Raw genomic sequence first — 16,989 nt, 5'->3', positions numbered from 1 at the left:
CCTTTTTCCCTCTTTTAGGATTCTTGTTCTACTGGCTTCTTCCAAGCTCTTAGAAGTTGCCCATCCTTCTCTGTATCTATCACAAATGAGCCATTAGAATAACGATCTGTTGGACGGAAGCTATTCACTTCAATCGTTTCCTGATGTCCTTTTACCGTTTCTACTACTAAGCCTTCTGACTTGTTAGCTAGAACAACTGCAAACACGCGATGCGGGTTAGTTTTTAATTCTCTAAGTGTCACAAGTCCTCTTTTTGCCCGAGCTCCTGGCTCGACTTCAGAAAGGTGCATTCGTTTAATGGAACCACGCTGAGTGATCAGCATAATGTCTTCCGTACTTTGTTGTGATATTACGTTTACACTTACGACATAATCATCCTCTTTAAGATTGATCCCTTTCACGCCACTTGTTTTTACTCCTGTAATTGGCACTTCGTCTAAAGAGAAGCGAACAGAATAACTTAAATGAGTTGTCATTAGTATTTCATCTGACGGTGCTACTAGCTGAGCCAATATAAGCTCATCTGTTGGCTTGAGTTTAATCGTTTTTATAGGTCGAGCATAACGCTGTACTACGTAATCTGAAAGGAGTGAGCGTTTAATCTGTCCTTCTTTCGTTGCAGTTAAAACGCATAAGTCTAAATCAAATGATTCAATACCGATGACGTTTATAATTGTCTCATTTGCATCAAGAGGAACAATGCTAGATATATGCTGACCAAGGTCCTTCCATCGAATATCAGGCAATTCATGCACTGGCTGATAAATATAGTTCCCTTTCGATGTGAACAACAGCAAGTGGTGCTGGGTGTTGATGGACTGCTGATAAAGAAGGTAATCCGACTCTTTTATAGCAAAGTCCTGTCCACTGGATGCATTAAAGGATCTCATGCCTGTTCGTTTAATGTAGCCATCCTTTGTAACCGTAACGATTACCTCTTCAGATGGTATAAGCACATCTAAAGTAACCTTTATCTCTTCAATTTCATTTTCGATAACTGATTTACGTTGTTCAGCAAACTGCTTACGAACAACCTGTAGTTCTTTCTTGATGGTTTTCATCAAAACAGATTCCTTCGCAAGTATGTTTTCTAAACTCGTGATCAGCAGATTTAATTTTTTCTCTTCCTCTTGTAGCTCCGTTATATCTGTATTAGTTAAACGATATAGCTGCAAGGAAACGATTGCCTCCGCCTGTGCCTCAGAAAAGTCAAAGGATTTAATCAGATTGTTTTTGGCATCTTTTTTATCCTTAGAAGCACGTATCGTCTTAATAACTTCATCTAAAATAGATAAGGCTTTCATCAAACCTGAGACAATATGGAGGCGCTCTTGAGCTTTATTCAGATCATGAATTGTTCTACGAGTAACAACCTCTTTTTGATGATTGATATATGCATCAAGTAATAAAGGCAATGTCATCATAGTTGGTCTTCGATTATGAATGGCGATCATATTAAAATTATAGGTGATTTGTAAATCTGTATTTTTAAATAAGTATTGTAATATACCATGAGCATCAATTTCTTTTTTCATCTCTATTACAATACGCAATCCAGTTCGGTCTGATTCATCTCGAACATCTGCAATTCCATCTAAACGTTTGTCTAATCGTTGCTCGTCAATTTTTTTGACTAGATTAGCCTTATTGATTTCATATGGAATTTCAGTTATGACGATTTGTTCTTTACCGCCTTTGATGGTTTCAATTTCAGCCTTAGAGCGAACAACGATTTTGCCTTTGCCCGTTTCATAAGCTTTTTTAATCCCCTCTACGCCTTGGATAATCCCACCTGTTGGAAAATCTGGCCCTTTAATAACGGTCATGAGTTCGTCCACAGTACATGCTGGATTCTCCATGCGCATTAAAACGGCATCAAGCGCCTCGTGTAGAGCATGTGGAGGTATATCTGTTGCATATCCTGCGGAAATCCCAGTTGCACCGTTTACTAGTAAATTAGGAAAACGAGCGGGGAGAACCATAGGCTCCATGTCCGAGTCATCGAAGTTAGGAATATAATCCACCGTATTCTTATTAATATCTCTTAATAGCTCATGAGAAATCGCAGAAAGCCTTGCTTCTGTATAACGCATAGCAGCTGGTGGATCTCCGTCCACTGAACCGTTGTTCCCATGCATTTCAACCAGCATATGTCGCAATTTCCAGTCCTGACTCATACGCACCATCGCTTCATAGACTGAAGAGTCACCATGAGGATGGTAGTTACCAATTACAACTCCAACGGTCTTAGCTGACTTACGAAACGCCTTGTCATTGGTGTTCCCTTCCTGAAGCATGGCAAATAATATACGACGCTGAACTGGCTTAAGTCCATCTCTAGCATCAGGTAAAGCGCGGTCTTGAATGATGTATTTACTATAACGTCCAAACCGATCACCTATAACTTCTTCTAAGGGTAAATTTTGATATCTTTCGGTTTGTGTCATACTAATTCATCCTCCGTGTGAATTCTGTCATTTTCTAAGATGTTAGAATCATCATCTAAACTAAAGTCAACATTTGCTTCTATCCATTTTCTGCGAGGTTCTACTTTATCCCCCATTAGAGTTGTTATATGTCTCTCGGCACGTGCCCCATCTTCAATCGTTACTCGTATTAAAGTTCGAGTGTCAGGATTCATAGTTGTATCCCATAATTGATCGGCATTCATCTCACCAAGACCTTTATAACGCTGAAGCATAACGCCTTTTCCAATTCTCTCCATCGCTGCATTGAGTTCTTTTTCGGTCCATGCATATTCGGAGACCTCTTTTTTCCCCATTCCTCTATATACCTTGTACAAAGGAGGCATGGCGATATAGATTTTGCCGTTTTCAATCAATGGCTTCATATATCGATAGAAGAACGTCAACAATAGTACCTGGATATGTGCTCCATCTGTATCGGCATCTGTCATAATGACGATTTTGTCGTAAGCAATATCTTCTATCTTAAAGTCTGCTCCAACTCCACCGCCAATTGCATGAATGATCGTAGCAATTTCGATGTTCTTCATGATGTCAGTAAGCTTAGCCTTCTCCGTATTTATAACCTTTCCTCTTAGGGGAAGGATAGCTTGGAAAGTTCGATCTCTACCTTGCTTAGCAGAACCTCCAGCAGAGTCACCCTCTACTAGATAAAGCTCGTTTTTCTTTGCATTTCTAGATTGAGCAGGAGTAAGTTTACCTGATAATAACTCGGATGGTTTGCGTTTTTTCCCATTTCGAGCATCTTCACGTGCTTTTCTTGCTGCTTCTCGAGCATGCTGAGCACGAATCCCTTTTCGGATTAAAGAGGCGGACAACTCGGAGTTTTCTTCGAGGATGTATTGTAGCTTTTCAGACACAACAGAATCTACCGCACTTCTTGCTTCACTAGTACCCAATTTCCCTTTCGTTTGCCCTTCGAATTGCAAAAGATTCTCGGGAATTCTAAGAGATACGATAGCGGAGATTCCTTCACGAATGTCCGAGCCATCTAAGTTTTTATCTTTTTCCTTTAATAATCCTGTTTTTCTAGCATAATCATTAAATACACGTGTCAACGCCGACTTGGCACCTGTTTCATGTGTACCGCCGTCTCTAGTTCTCACGTTATTTACAAAGGATAAAATCGTTTCTGAATAGCCGTCATTAAACTGGAATGCAAATTCCACTTCAATTTCTTCGTGGCTGCCTTCCATATAAAACACTGGATGTAAAACGTCTTTCTCTTCATTCAAATAAGCAACGAAAGCTTCGATGCCTGTTTCATAATAAAACACATCGTGGGCTTCGGTACGTTCATCAAATAATTCGATTTTTAATCCTTTTAAGAGGAAAGCGGATTCTCTAAGTCTTTCGCAAAGTGTTTCATAGTTAAATTTAGTAGTAGAGAAGATTTTGGTATCTGGTAAGAAATGTACGGATGTTCCCGTTTCTTTTGTAGTCCCTATTTGGTTTAGCGATTCGACTACTTTCCCACCATTTTCAAAGCGTTGTGCAAATTTTTTCCCATCTCTATGAATGACTACATCTACATATGAGGAGAGAGCATTTACTACAGAGGCACCTACACCATGTAGACCTCCACTTGTTTTATAGCCGCCTTGTCCAAATTTACCACCTGCGTGTAGTACAGTAAAAATCACTTCCGCAGTAGGAACGCCTGTCTTATGCATACCAGTAGGCATACCTCGTCCAAAATCTCTTACCGTTATACTTTGGTCTGAATGGATTGTAACTATAATATGTTCACCGAATCCAGCAAGGCTTTCATCCACCGCATTATCTACTATTTCATAGACCAAATGGTGAAGACCTCTAGAATCTGTTGATCCAATATACATTCCCGGTCTTTTTCTTACGGCCTCCAAGCCCTCAAGCACCTGAATATCATCATCGCCATAGCTTGTTAAATTATTGTTTTTACTCAATTCGTTCCCTCCAAAAAAACAAAACGTTTGTTCTTCTTTCTATTTAAGCCTACAAACAGATTGTCATTATGTCAATAGCGCTGAAGGACAGGCCAGACTTCAATTGTAGTGAAAGTTCAATTAGAATGCAATCTACCCTTTTCATGCATTCTCTATTCACCTAGATAATTCCTTCTTTACTTTTAAACAATGTTTTCATCCAGTTGCTTAAAAGACCAATTGTATATTAAGTATATCGTATAAACTTGGAATTTTTCATTAGGAACCTACTTAAAATTTTTTTATAATAGGTTTTACACTTACTTTGTGGTCCAAAAAGACTTATATTGCGCTCGAACTCTCCGTGATAACGACATTACTTGTCATTGAATAAAAAGTTGTCTACATGGTAAAATAAGAAAGTTATTATATTCATTAATAGATACATATAGAAGGAGCACACTATGACAATATTCATTTTACTTTTGCTTGCTTATTTAATCGGATCAATCCCATCAGGATTATGGGTTGGAAAGCTATTTTATAACATTGATATACGTGAGCATGGTAGTGGCAATCTTGGTGGAACTAACACTTTCCGAACGCTCGGTAAAAAGGCTGGATTGGCCGTAACAATTATGGACATTCTTAAAGGGACAGCAGCCACTTTGTTAGGCTTGCTTCCGTTTTTTGCTTCAACAAACGTGCATCCTCTAATTTTAGGGGTAGTTGCTGTAATTGGACATATTTATCCTGTGTTCGCTGGGTTTAAAGGCGGAAAAGCAGTGGCTACATCAGGCGGGATCCTATTAGGCTACAACTGGCCAATATTTGTAATATTAGTTGTAGGATTTTTTATTATATTAAAAATAACCAAAATGGTCTCTCTAACCTCTATGTGTTTAGCCATCATTGCACTCATCTACTCTATTGTTTACTATTTTACGGTCAAAGAAGATTGGCCACTAATCGTAATCGTACTTTTACTTGCAATCTTTATTTTCTATCGTCATCGTTCGAATATAGAGCGCATTAAAAATGGAACTGAGCCAAAGGTCAAGTGGATTTAACTATTGAATCGAAGCTTCCTGCTGCTAAAGAGTTAAACAAATTCTTTGCGGAACCTATTAAAAAGCTTTAGACTAAACCCATGAAAAACATCGTAAAATTTAAAGAAAGCTTGGTGGTTCGCATGAAAATCAATATCTCTAGTGATGCTTTAAAATGGTTCCGCGAGGAAATGGAAGCAGAAAAAGGAGACAAAATTCGTTTCTATGCTCGATATGGAGGCTCAAGTCCAATACAAGAGGCTTTCTCACTAGGTGTGACAAAGGATACTCCATTCGAACCATCTGTAACTCTCTTACATGAAGAGATCATGTTCTTTATAGAAGAGAGAGATGAATGGTATTTCACTGGACATGACCTTTATGTTTCATTTAATGACCAATCAAATGAGCTTGAATATTCCTATAAAAAAAGCTAGATAGCGAAAGGCAGTAACGTTTTCAAAAGCGTTACTGCCTTTTTTATTGAAAAGGCTATTTAAATGACTTGTTTGATTTTTCGTAAGATAGTTTTGTTTAAAGTGTTACACTTAAACATCATAGGTTAGTCTAAGTAGGATTGAGCATTAATACGTTGAATACTTTAGGACATATATTTACTTATCCTTCTTCAACCCGTAAATAAATATAATTAAACTTATTATAAAAAAGACAGAAAAAAATAATTTGAAAAGTATATGTGAGGTTACTGCTTCGGATACTTCTCCCGTCAGTTGTCCAATCCGTAAACATGAATAAATAAATCCTAATGAAAATAAGAAAACAAAGCCCATTGCCTTGTATGAAAATGAAATCATCATGTAACCTCCTCTTCTGGTAAATTTTATCATATGGATGAAGTTTTATATAGACAATATTATGATGAAGGTACTTAATTAACTAATGGGTTGTGTTAGAAAAAAATAATATCAAAGTAAAATGAGCCAGGATAAAATATCCTAGCTCATCTTTTATGAGTATTTTTATCAACCTATCCCTTTAACATAGCCATTCAAAAAAGAGCGGTTATTAGACATTCCATTGTAAGTATTTAAGGAATTTTAATTTTTATACTGTCTACCCTGGCTGATTTTATAAAAAACTACAAAAATCGTAATTGTGGTAAAATTAGGGTTATAGTACAATTTGAGGGAGTAGATTTTCACTAATATTTATTTTATTGTCTTTTAGCGAGTTTAATAGATCTATTTTTTCTCGTGTTGAAATGGTTTTTTCTTGGTATGTTGAATCTTTTAAGACTATTTCTAATATAGAATTAGGTAGTGTAGTTAGATTTTTTAGGGCTTCTTCTTGATTTTTGTTAATACTTGTTAAATAGTCTTGAAAGGCTTTTTTATCTGTTTGAGAAATATTACTATCTTGCATTATAGTTATTACTGTTTCATTTGAAAGATTAATATTTAATATTTCTTGTATTCTTTGTTGTTCTTCGTTTGAAGAGAAGTTTGTTGTTATTTCTTTTGTTACTAATTCTAAGTTTTTACTATTTACAACTAGTCCTTTAGAAATTTCATCTGTTAGATCCTTTATTATATTTGGAGTAAATATAGCAAGAATTGAACCTGCTGCTGCTAGAATTAGGGATACTAGAATTAGAAGCTTGAAATCTTTTAAGCCTTGAGTTAGTCTTTTAATAGCTTTTTTTAGATTTTTGGGTTTTTCCATTCCACCATGCATTCCTGGAGGACCATGTCTTCTAGATTCTTTTTCTGTATGTTCTTCGTTATTCATTTTCTAGTTCCTCCTTTGATAATTGAGATAAAGCAATTTGTTTATATACTTCACATGTTTTTAATAATTCTTTGTGTGTACCTATTCCTACACAGTGACCATTGTCTAAGACTACAATTTTATCGGCATTCATTATTGTTCCAATACGTTGAGCAACTATTAGACAAGTAGCATCTTTAGTATATTTTTTTAATTCTTTTCTTAAAACGGAATCTGTTTTATAATCTAGCGCTGAGAATGAGTCATCAAAGATGTAGATTTCTGGACGTCTGGCGATGGCACGAGCTATTGCTAGACGCTGTTTTTGACCACCTGAGACATTTGTTCCGCCTTGAGCTAGGTGAGTGTTGTAACCTTTATCCATTTTCTCGACAAATTCTTTAGCTTGAGCTACTCTGATAGCTTCTTCAATATCTTTTTTAGTCTTTTTCTTACCATTTTCGCCATAAGAAACATTGAAATTTACACTACCACTAAAGATTACAGCTTTTTGAGGAATGTATCCTAATTTATTATTTAGAATTTCCTCTTTATATTTTTTTACATTAATACCATCTACTAGAACTTCTCCTTCAGTAGCATCATAAAATCTTGGTACTAGGTTTATTAGAGTTGATTTACCTGAACCGGTTGAACCTATAAAGGCTATTGTTTCACCTTTATTTACTTTAAATGAAATATTTTTTAATAAATACTCTTCAGCATCTGGGTATTTGAAAGAAACATCTCTAAATTCTACTGTACCTTTCTCTTTAGTATCAATATTATCAAAAGTTCCTTCTTTTATAGAACTATCTTTTTCTAAAACTTCATTGATACGTTCAGCTGATACTTGGGCTCTTGGCATCATCATGAAAATCATTGCTAGCATAAGGAATGACATTATTACTTGCATTGAGTATGATGAAAAGACTACCATATCTCCAAATAAAACTATTTTATTAGCCATTAGGGCATTATTAATTAGTGAAGCACCAATAAAGTAGATTGCTAGGGCTAGACCATTCATTACTAAGTACATTACAGGAGATAAAATAGCAAACATTGTTTGATTAAATAATTGCTGGTTTGTTAGTTTGTTATTAACTTCTTCAAATTTATCTTCTTGATACTTTTCTGCATTAAAAGCACGTACTACTCTAATACCAGTTAAGTTTTCTCTTGTTACACCATTGATTTTATCAATTAATTTTTGAACTATTTTAAACTTTGGCATGACAATTATTGTTAGCATTCCAATTACTGATAGTAATATAACTACAGCTACGGCAGTAGAAACACTCCATTGCCAACTCTTGTTTAGTATTTTTAAGATAGCCCATCCTGCTGTTATTGGGGCTTTTAATAATAATTGAAGTCCCATACTTATTACAATTTCTATTTGAGTTATATCATTTGTTGTTCTAGTAATTAAACTGTTAGTTTTAAATTGTTTAATCTCATTCATGGAAAGACTTTCTACTTTATCAAAGAGGTCTTTTCTTAAGTTCATAGAAAATGATGAGGCTACATTAGCAACGATATATCCTACTATTATAGCGGCTATTAAGCTACCTAGAGCACAACCTATCATCCAGCTACCGTTTGTTATAATGTCAGCCATTTTACTGCCTTCTGTTTGAACGAGTTTTGTTATTTCTGACATGTAGTCAGGCATTTTTAATTCAAGCCATACTTCGACAATTATTAGTAGTAAGGCGATAAATGATAAGAACCATTCTTTCTTTTTAAATTTTTTCAGTAGTTTTAACATATTTTGTCTTTACCTTCTTCCTTTTTTATATTTTCTTTCATTATATTTAATACTTTTAAAAATGTTTCTAAATCTTCTTCAGAAATATTTTTTATTAGTTTTTTTTCAGTATGTTCAATTGTTTTACGCTTTTTTTCAAAAATTTCTTTAGTTTTTTCATTTAGAATAATTTTTTTAGTTCTTACATCTTCTCTATTAGTTACTCTTTTGATGAGATTTTTTTTCTCCATCGTTTGTAATACTCCAGAAATGGTTGCTCGACTTAGATTTAGATGCTTTTCTAAGTCTTTCTGATTTATTTCCTGGTTTTTATTTTCAATAATGCACTCTATTATTTGAAATTGTGTGGGAGATGGAAAAATGTTTTCTGGAATAGTAATATCTTTATTATTGATAAATGTACGAAGAATTTCTTTTTCTAAAGATTTTATTTCATATAAAACATTTATATCAGACATTTTTTACTTCCTTTCTATAATTGTTAGTTGCCTTACATTTATTCATTTTAGTCGTTATTAGATTTTTTGTCAATGGAGAAAAATAAAAAAAGTAGTATCCTACTTTTAGTTTACAATATGGTAGCCTGTACGGAATTCGAATCCGTGAATGTTGCCTTGAGAGGGCAATGTGTTAAGCCTCTTCACCAACAGGCCATATAGTTCGTTCTTTTTTCTAGAACAATAATATTTTAGCATGGAATATTTATTTTGACAATAGTAGATTTATATTTTATTTGTTTAGAGTGATACTAATGTATAAGTTGTTAGCTTTACTATTTAAATAAAATACTTTATACTAATATTAAGGGTGATTATATGGGTTTATTTGATAAGAAATTTGATATTAAAGATGACTTTTTAATGAGAAAGTTTAGTCCTGATAAGGGATATTATTATGTTAAATCTGATGGAAGAGAATTTCATGAGATTGGAATTGATAAGTTAAATAGACGTTCATTAAAAGAATTAAAAAGAGCTAATATTTCTCTACAGGAAGATAGAGAACTTTTAGAAAAAGAGCTTCATCAATATAAAATATCTAAGAGATTTGATAAATTAAAGTCTTTAGGCTTTTCTACTATTGGTTTTGAATATTTAGGACCAGTTAATGGTTCTATTTCTCCAATGCTTAGAGATGAACTTGAACAACTTGTGTCTGAGGAAAATGTTTTAGTTGGAATACATAGAACTAAACACGATACTTCAGTTGAGGCAATTAGTGACATACTTAATAATGGTTTAAGAATAGATGGACATATGGGTGGAATGGTTGCTTCTGAGAAAAAACTTAGTGATACTGTTAGTTATTATCCAGATAATAGTACGGTAATTAAAGAGGCAATGTATGCGAATGCATATAAAAATTCATCTGGGTCAATTATAATTAGAATTCCGGATGAGGATTTAGCTGATACAAGTAAGATTTATATAAGCAATGGAAATGATGTAAAAGTTAATCCTAAATATATATTGGGATATATTCCTGTTACTGCTGATCATCATATTGATAGAATGTATACAAAAAGTGATATAGCTGAACTTGGTAGGCAGATTGATAAACCTACACAAAAATAATTATGTAAAGAAAAACTCGTTTTTAATAACGAGCTTTTTATTTGTTATTTTCTATTACTTTTTTGTAGGCAGATATTAAGCCATCTACATAAGCACAACCCATGAAACATACTACTGATGAAGTTTCATTTTTTAGTTTATCCATGGTATCAACTGATACTATTTCACTATCTTTTAAATTATCTGTAATTATATGAGAAGTTATACCAGGATAATCTTCTTGTTTTTCTCTATTACAATCTATTTCTGTTAGATAAGCTTTATCAGCTACTTTAAAGGCAGCAATAAACTCATTTTTAAAGTCTTTTGTTCTAGAATATGTATTTGGAGCAAAAACTACTACAAGACGTTTATTTGGGTATTTTTGCTTAACTGCTTCTAGAGTTACTTTTATTTCTGTAGGATGATGAGCATAGTCATCAATGATAATACTATCCCCTACTCTTTGTTCTTCAAAACGTCTTTTGGCATTATGGAAAGTTTGTAATAACTTTTCGATTGTGTCTTTTTCTAGACCTAGTTCTTTGGCAATTATAATAGCTGCGGTTGCATCCATTACCATGTGTTTTCCAAATAGAGGAATATTAAAGTGACCATATAATTCATTGTTAATAAATAAGTCAAATTCAGAAGACTTTTCTGTTAAATTCATATTTTTGATTACAACATTATTATTTTCATTAAAACCATAAAATAATACTTTAGTTGCATAGTTGATTTTTCTTACTTCTTCATTATCACCGTTTGCTACAACTAGTTTTTTTGTTTGTCTTGCAAATATTTCAAAAGTATTTCTAATATCATCTAGATCTTTATAACACTCCATATGTTCTCTTTCAATGTTTGTTATAACGGCGTATGTAGGATGATAAGCTGTAAAATGACGATTGAATTCATCACTTTCAACAACATAGTACTTGTTATCTTTTGTAGCATAACCATCACCAGCACCAATAAAGTAATTGCAACCTACGGTTTCCTCTAGGAAATGTCTTATTAGGGATGAAGTTGTTGTTTTACCATGAGTTCCAGATACTCCAATGGTTTCAAACATATCAATTACATCACCCATAATTTCATTATATTTTTTTACGGTTAAACCTAGTCTTTTTACTCTTTGAAGTTCTGGATGATCTTCTTTAAAAGCAACACTATAAGTAACAATTGTATCTTTATCTAATTCATGATTGCCATCATAATAAATTGGAATGTTTCGCTCTTCTAGTCCATCTTGAGTAAACTTATGGCCTCTAGCGTCATCATAACCTGATACTTGATTTCCTAAATCACTCAATATTTGAGCTAAGGTTGACATTCCTGTTCCTTTTATACCAATACAATAATATTTCATTTATCCCACTCCTTGCACATACCAAAGTATATACTATTTTCGTTGATATGTAAAGTTTTCAGTATTTATTATATGTAAAGTGTTAGTTATTTAGAAAGAAAAAAAGTTGAAAAATCAACTTTTAGTTTTCTTATTTAAATTCTTTGTTTTCTCTTGCTGCTTTTCTCTTATCACGACATTCTTTACATCTTTTTGGTTCATTATCTAAACCTTTTTCTTTGTAGAATGCTTGTTCACCAGCAGTAAAAGTAAATTCTTTACCACAATCTTGGCAAACTAATGTCTTGTCTTCAAATTCCATATTCTTGACCTCCTTATTAAAGATTGGACTTTTAGGTAAAAAGATATAGTTTCCAAATTTCATAACGAGGAAAAATATTATCCAATTTTATATCAAAATCCAGTGATAACTCACATTAAATAATATAACATCTTTAATAATAATATGCAACGTGTTAAAGATTACTTTACATTTCTACTTTACTTTTTGATAGGCTTTTTTACTCTCTCCTATAGTTTTTATTTCTTGATTTGATGTATTTTCTAATTCAGTAATCATTAAGTCGAATAGTTGTTCAAAGTTATCACTTTCACCATTTCTTAAAGATTCTCTTAGAGCGATAATTTCAGCTGTTTGAAAATTATTAGCTACTTTAGAACCTATACTATTTAAGATAGTACTATTTAGGATTTGATTCATAGTTTTTGAATATAGATAGTCAGAGGAAGCATCTTTTGCGACTAGACTTAGTTCTAAGTCAATTATACTCATGTGGTCTGATAATAGGATATTGTCTCCACCGATATCTTCTGTTTTAATACCTTGTTTTGCTAATTCTTTTATTTCTGGTTTGATTCCTTTTAGAGAGTCTCTTATTAGAGATAGTTTTGTGTTTTCTGGTAGTTCTTCTAAAGAGATACCTGGCATTATTTTAGATGTATAACCAAATAGTTGTTCTTTACTACAATAGATAGTAACTGGTATTGCGAGTGAAGGTGTTTTTACTTGTTGTAATTCTAATAAGGTTTCTAGTACTTCAACATTTTCTGGTTCATATAGATCTCTATAATCTTCATTTAATAGTTTAAAATATTCATCTGGAGCTACTTTATATATTTTACTACAACTTCCACCATTAATTGGTGTTGTTAGATTTAGTCCTGATATTGAACTGATAATTTTTGACATATAGTCATCCCCTTTTTTATGGCTCCATATTATAACATATTTTTAGAAAAAAATAAAGACATAATGTTTTATGTCTTATTTAGTTTGAGTTTTTAAGTTAGGCGTATCTGTTTATTTTTCTCTTCTTCTCGTTCTAGTTTTGAATAGATACAGCCACAGTAATCTTGACGATACAAATTATATTCTTTTGATAGCTCGATACTTCGTTTATAACCATTTTTCTTTTTAAAATCAGAATATAAGTAAGAAGTTTGATATTTATTAGATAGGTTTTCTCCTATTTCATTAAGCCAGTCAGTTTTTTTATAAGGACTTAGAGTAAGAGTAGTTGCGAAAAAGTCAAAGTTATTTTCTTTAGCAACTTTAGCTGTTTCTTCTAGACGTAATTCGTAACATTTGTAACAACGTTTGCCACGTTCTTTTTCTTTTTCTAGTCCTTTAGATATTTCAAAGAATTCTTTTGGATCATATCTTGTATCTATTATATTGATTGGGTATTTTACTTTAATTTTTTGAATAAAGTTTTTTAGTTCTTCTAGACGTTTTAAATATTCTTTTTCTTCAGTTATATTGGGATTATAGTAGATAATTGTTATCTTAAAGAAATTACTTAGTCTTTCTAGACAAGCTGATGAACATGGTGCACAACAAGCATGTAATAAAAGTGTACTGCCTTCTTTAGTTGATGACATTTGTTCTTCCATTAATTTATCGTAGTTCATATGATCACTTCTTTTCTTTTTAATTATTTGGAGTTTGATACGTATTTAATTTATTTAAATGAATTAATACTGGAGTAAAATCAATATCAATAAATTCTTCTATTTTACCAGTTTTAATATGAGGAGTTTTTAAATTTAGAATTCTTTTCATGTATGAAGTTATTGAACCGTGGGAGATGATTAGAATAGTACTATTGCTGGAGTTTTCTGTTGAAATATCTTTTAAAAATGTAGATAGTCTTAATTCTATTTCAAATTTATTTTCTCCGTAGTCCCCAAACTTAGTGAAATAGTCTCCATTAATTTGTTGTAGACGAATGTTATCTAGTTCTTCATTGTTTTTCTTACCAGAATATTTTCCATAGTTTATTTCACGTAAACGGTTATCTATAATTACTTCGGTAGTTTTATATTTTTCGTAGACTAGATGAGCAGTTTCAATAGTTCTTGGTAAGGGAGAGACATAAATTTTATCAATATTTTTTGGTAAAAGGTTTATTGAGTCTTTTACTTCTTTTATGCCTTTTTCAGTTAGAATAGACCAATATATTTCTTTGTCTGAGAAAAACTCTTCTTTATTATTAGTGGCTTCGCCATGTCTCATAAAAATTAGATTCATTTTATATACCTCGTTTCATTATAATAATATACAAGTTAATGTTTTTCAATATAAAATTTGGATTAGTTTTTTGATAAAGTCATATTTTTTTGATTTTATGTATATAAATTAGTATGAATAGAATTATATTTAGTTTTTTAATTACAACTTTAGCTGGTTTAGCAACACTTCTTGGTATTATACCATGTTATTTGCATAAGTCTAGAGAAAGTATTATTAGCAAATCTTTGGCCTTTTCTGCTGGAGTTATGATTACTATTTCTCTTACTTCTTTAATACCAGAGTCTGTTAGTCTACTCTACTTTGATTATACAAAAGTTTTTGTCTTTTTGATAGTGTTTATTTTTGTAGTTTTAGGAATTATGTTTTCTAGTTCTATTGATCAAAAGATTGATGAGCATTTTTCTAATAATAATCTTTATAAATTAGGACTTATTTCAGTAATTGCTTTAGCACTTCATAATATACCAGAGGGAATTACGACTTTTATTTCGACTAATAGTAATCTTTCTTTGGGTATTACTTTGTCTTTAGCTATTGCTCTTCATAATATTCCAGAAGGTATTTCTATAGCGGTTCCAATATATTATGCGACTTATAACAGAAAGAGGGCTTTTTGGTATACTTTTTTATCTGGATTTTCAGAGTTGTTTGGAGCGATACTTGCCTATTTATTTCTTGCTAGATACATGAATGATTTTATTTTAGCTTTGATACTTGGAGTTACAGCTGGAATAATGATTCATATTAGTATTTATGAATTGTTACCTAATTCTTGGCAGTATAAAAAGAGAAAAGCAACAATATTTTCTTTTCTCTTAGGTATTATGACGATGTTAGTATGTGAGATGTTATTTTAATCATTACTAGTTGCACAATAGAATTTTATAATTTGACCTTTTGAAGTATCTATTTTTTCTTTTTTACCTTCACACCAACTAGGACAAGTTAGAGTATCTGTTGCGGCACTGTAGTATGCAGAACAACCTTGATCATCTTCTTCTAAACGAAACTCAACATTAGAAATTTTATAACCAGTTTCAGTTTTTTCTTGTTCAAATAAATATAGTTTAGAAAAGTTAGTCATTAATTTATTAATTGTTTCTTCATTAGCAATTAATTTCATACTATTATTAAATTCACTAGTAGAATAATCTCTAATAGTATTTTTCTTTAGGTCGTCTAATAAAGTTTTAAATTGTTTTGGAAAATTATTAGTGCTAGTCAAATATGTATCATATTCACGCATATCATAGCTGTAATCTACACTATAAGATATTTTATAGTAATCAGGGTTATATTTATATCTTACTTTTATATCATTTAGACTCATGTTGTTATCTATTATAATTTCATAGTTATGTTCCCAAGTATTCATAATTAACATATTGTCTTTATAAGTTAGATCTATTTCATTTTCTTTGATACTTTTCTCGTCAAAGCCTATAAAATCAATATTTTTAAAACCAAGTAAACCTATACCTAAACCTATTCCAGCTATTGTTATAGCGACTAAAAGGATAGTTATAGGTATTTCTGCTGTTATTTTTTTATTTATAATAAAATTTACAATTAAAATTAAGACTATTATATGAGCTATTATGATACCAAGTGAAGTTAGAGTTGCTCCAGCAAATATTAAGGAATGTAGGGATAAAGATAGACTTATTACTAAACTAATTAGAGATAGTGTCAAAGTAAAGACTAAGAATAAGCCGATAAATGCGATAGTTATTTTTACAAAGAAAATTACTATTTTTGATAGGAGACTTAAGAAAGCAAATGGTTCATGATTAGGATCTCTTAAGATTATTTTTTCTTCATCTTTTCTTTCAAAACTAGTTGTAGTATTTGTTTCTTCTTTTTTATTTTCTTTAACTTTTCTTGAGAATACATTCTTTTCCTTTTCAACTATTTCATCATAGTAATTTAAATAACGAAGTTTAAAAATATGAATAATAGCAATTATAGATATAATAAGCCAGATAGTTTGACATAGACCTTTTATTACATTATAGACAGTATAGTAGCGTCCTGATAGGATAAAGTTTAGAGTTTTACAAATTACATTAGGAATAATTGATGATATTATCATACCAATGAATGCTAGAAGTAGAACAATAATTACTTGTTCAATAAAACATTTTAAGATTGATGAGAATTTCATTCTAGATAACATGTTTATTGTTTTAGTAATAAATTCTAATAGAGAGTCTAGAGCAATATTTAGATTGTTTTTTTCTTTTCTTTCTACTTCTTCTATATCTGTAACTTTGTCATTGATTAAGTCATCCATACTACAATTAAAGATATTACAGATTTGAACTATTTTATCTGTTTCAGGATAAGTATTATTACTTTCCCATTTAGATACTGATTGTCTTGAAACATTTAATTTGTTGGCTAAGTCTTCTTGAGATAAGCCATTTTTCTTTCTAAGTTTAATTAGTTTGTCACCAAACCTCATAATCTCACCTCTTTCGCTATTAATAGTACGATAATTAATGGTTGCTTTCTACCAACTTTGATTGGAAATTTGTAAACTTTAGGTTGCATGTACCTATATAATAGCATATTTAAAGTAGATTTT

General features: G+C 31.6%; 15 protein-coding genes and 1 tRNA gene. 4 read left to right on the top strand and 12 right to left on the bottom strand.

The features are described 5' to 3' along the window. Positions 1 to 14: 14 nt before the first annotated feature. Both parC and parE read right to left on the bottom strand, forming a co-directional pair. Entirely contained in the window at positions 15 to 2,447 is a 2,433-nt protein-coding gene (gene parC, locus Q0371_RS01515) for a DNA topoisomerase IV subunit A (RefSeq protein ID WP_251553140.1), read from the bottom strand. After that, positions 2,444 to 4,414 (bottom strand): DNA topoisomerase IV subunit B, encoded by a 1,971-nt coding sequence (gene parE / locus Q0371_RS01510; protein WP_251553141.1) that lies wholly within the window; start codon positions 4,412 to 4,414, stop codon positions 2,444 to 2,446. The genes parC and parE overlap by 4 nt, the downstream gene beginning before the upstream one ends. A gap of 443 nt (positions 4,415 to 4,857) precedes the next feature. Here parE and plsY point away from each other — a divergent pair, with 443 nt between their 5' ends. Both plsY and Q0371_RS01500 read left to right on the top strand, forming a co-directional pair. Further along, a complete protein-coding gene (gene plsY, locus Q0371_RS01505) occupies positions 4,858 to 5,463 on the top strand; it encodes a glycerol-3-phosphate 1-O-acyltransferase PlsY (protein WP_251553142.1) in 606 nt (201 codons plus the stop codon). Positions 5,464 to 5,585: 122 nt separating this feature from the next. Beyond that, complete coding sequence (locus tag Q0371_RS01500; protein WP_251553143.1) at positions 5,586 to 5,879, top strand: HesB/YadR/YfhF family protein; 294 nt, start codon at positions 5,586 to 5,588, stop codon at positions 5,877 to 5,879. A gap of 694 nt (positions 5,880 to 6,573) precedes the next feature. On the opposite strand, the gene Q0371_RS01495 is transcribed toward Q0371_RS01500, so the two are convergent. From Q0371_RS01495 to Q0371_RS01480, 4 genes are all read right to left on the bottom strand, one after another. Continuing rightward, on the bottom strand, positions 6,574 to 7,191 hold the full coding sequence (locus Q0371_RS01495; RefSeq protein WP_298467407.1) for a hypothetical protein: 618 nt from the start codon (positions 7,189 to 7,191) through the stop codon (positions 6,574 to 6,576). Next, positions 7,184 to 8,944 (bottom strand): ABC transporter ATP-binding protein, encoded by a 1,761-nt coding sequence (locus Q0371_RS01490; RefSeq protein ID WP_298467404.1) that lies wholly within the window; start codon positions 8,942 to 8,944, stop codon positions 7,184 to 7,186. Before Q0371_RS01490 ends, Q0371_RS01495 begins: the two co-directional genes overlap by 8 nt. Further along, the gene (locus tag Q0371_RS01485) at positions 8,938 to 9,402 is read right to left on the bottom strand and encodes a MarR family transcriptional regulator (protein WP_298467401.1); all 465 of its coding nucleotides are present in this window, start codon (positions 9,400 to 9,402) and stop codon (positions 8,938 to 8,940) included. The genes Q0371_RS01490 and Q0371_RS01485 overlap by 7 nt, the downstream gene beginning before the upstream one ends. A gap of 118 nt (positions 9,403 to 9,520) precedes the next feature. Next, positions 9,521 to 9,597, bottom strand: a tRNA-Glu gene (locus tag Q0371_RS01480). 162 nt (positions 9,598 to 9,759) lie between these two features. On the opposite strand from Q0371_RS01480, the gene Q0371_RS01475 reads away from it, so the two are divergent. Next, positions 9,760 to 10,518 carry a hypothetical protein gene (locus tag Q0371_RS01475; RefSeq protein ID WP_298467399.1) on the top strand — a complete coding sequence of 253 codons (759 nt, stop codon included), beginning with the start codon at positions 9,760 to 9,762 and terminating at the stop codon, positions 10,516 to 10,518. Positions 10,519 to 10,555: 37 nt separating this feature from the next. On the opposite strand, the gene murC is transcribed toward Q0371_RS01475, so the two are convergent. The 5 genes from murC to Q0371_RS01450 all read right to left on the bottom strand — a co-directional run bounded on the left by murC (position 10,556) and on the right by Q0371_RS01450 (position 14,399). Further along, positions 10,556 to 11,869 carry a UDP-N-acetylmuramate--L-alanine ligase gene (gene murC, locus Q0371_RS01470; RefSeq protein WP_298467397.1) on the bottom strand — a complete coding sequence of 438 codons (1,314 nt, stop codon included), beginning with the start codon at positions 11,867 to 11,869 and terminating at the stop codon, positions 10,556 to 10,558. Between the two features lie 130 nt (positions 11,870 to 11,999). Beyond that, positions 12,000 to 12,170: a zinc-ribbon domain-containing protein gene (locus Q0371_RS01465; RefSeq protein ID WP_021962732.1), complete on the bottom strand. Its 171-nt coding sequence runs from the start codon at positions 12,168 to 12,170 to the stop codon at positions 12,000 to 12,002. A 174-nt stretch (positions 12,171 to 12,344) separates the two neighbouring features. Then, positions 12,345 to 13,058 (bottom strand): hypothetical protein, encoded by a 714-nt coding sequence (locus tag Q0371_RS01460; RefSeq protein WP_298467391.1) that lies wholly within the window; start codon positions 13,056 to 13,058, stop codon positions 12,345 to 12,347. 92 nt (positions 13,059 to 13,150) lie between these two features. Beyond that, positions 13,151 to 13,780 carry an epoxyqueuosine reductase QueH gene (locus tag Q0371_RS01455; RefSeq protein ID WP_298467388.1) on the bottom strand — a complete coding sequence of 210 codons (630 nt, stop codon included), beginning with the start codon at positions 13,778 to 13,780 and terminating at the stop codon, positions 13,151 to 13,153. Between the two features lie 19 nt (positions 13,781 to 13,799). Then, positions 13,800 to 14,399 carry a histidine phosphatase family protein gene (locus Q0371_RS01450; protein ID WP_298467385.1) on the bottom strand — a complete coding sequence of 200 codons (600 nt, stop codon included), beginning with the start codon at positions 14,397 to 14,399 and terminating at the stop codon, positions 13,800 to 13,802. Positions 14,400 to 14,512: 113 nt separating this feature from the next. Here Q0371_RS01450 and Q0371_RS01445 point away from each other — a divergent pair, with 113 nt between their 5' ends. Next, complete coding sequence (locus tag Q0371_RS01445) at positions 14,513 to 15,259, top strand: ZIP family metal transporter (protein ID WP_021962728.1); 747 nt, start codon at positions 14,513 to 14,515, stop codon at positions 15,257 to 15,259. On the opposite strand, the gene Q0371_RS01440 is transcribed toward Q0371_RS01445, so the two are convergent. Then, positions 15,256 to 16,866, bottom strand: a complete 1,611-nt coding sequence (locus Q0371_RS01440) for a helix-turn-helix transcriptional regulator (RefSeq protein WP_298467383.1) — start codon at positions 16,864 to 16,866, stop codon at positions 15,256 to 15,258. The two genes, Q0371_RS01445 and Q0371_RS01440, sit on opposite strands and share 4 nt — an antisense overlap. Positions 16,867 to 16,989 lie beyond the last annotated feature (123 nt).

The sequence above is a fragment of the uncultured Psychrobacillus sp. genome (assembly GCF_938022135.1).
Classification (GTDB): domain Bacteria; phylum Bacillota; class Bacilli; order Bacillales_A; family Planococcaceae; genus Psychrobacillus.
This window is presented reverse-complemented; position numbering and strand designations above follow the sequence as displayed.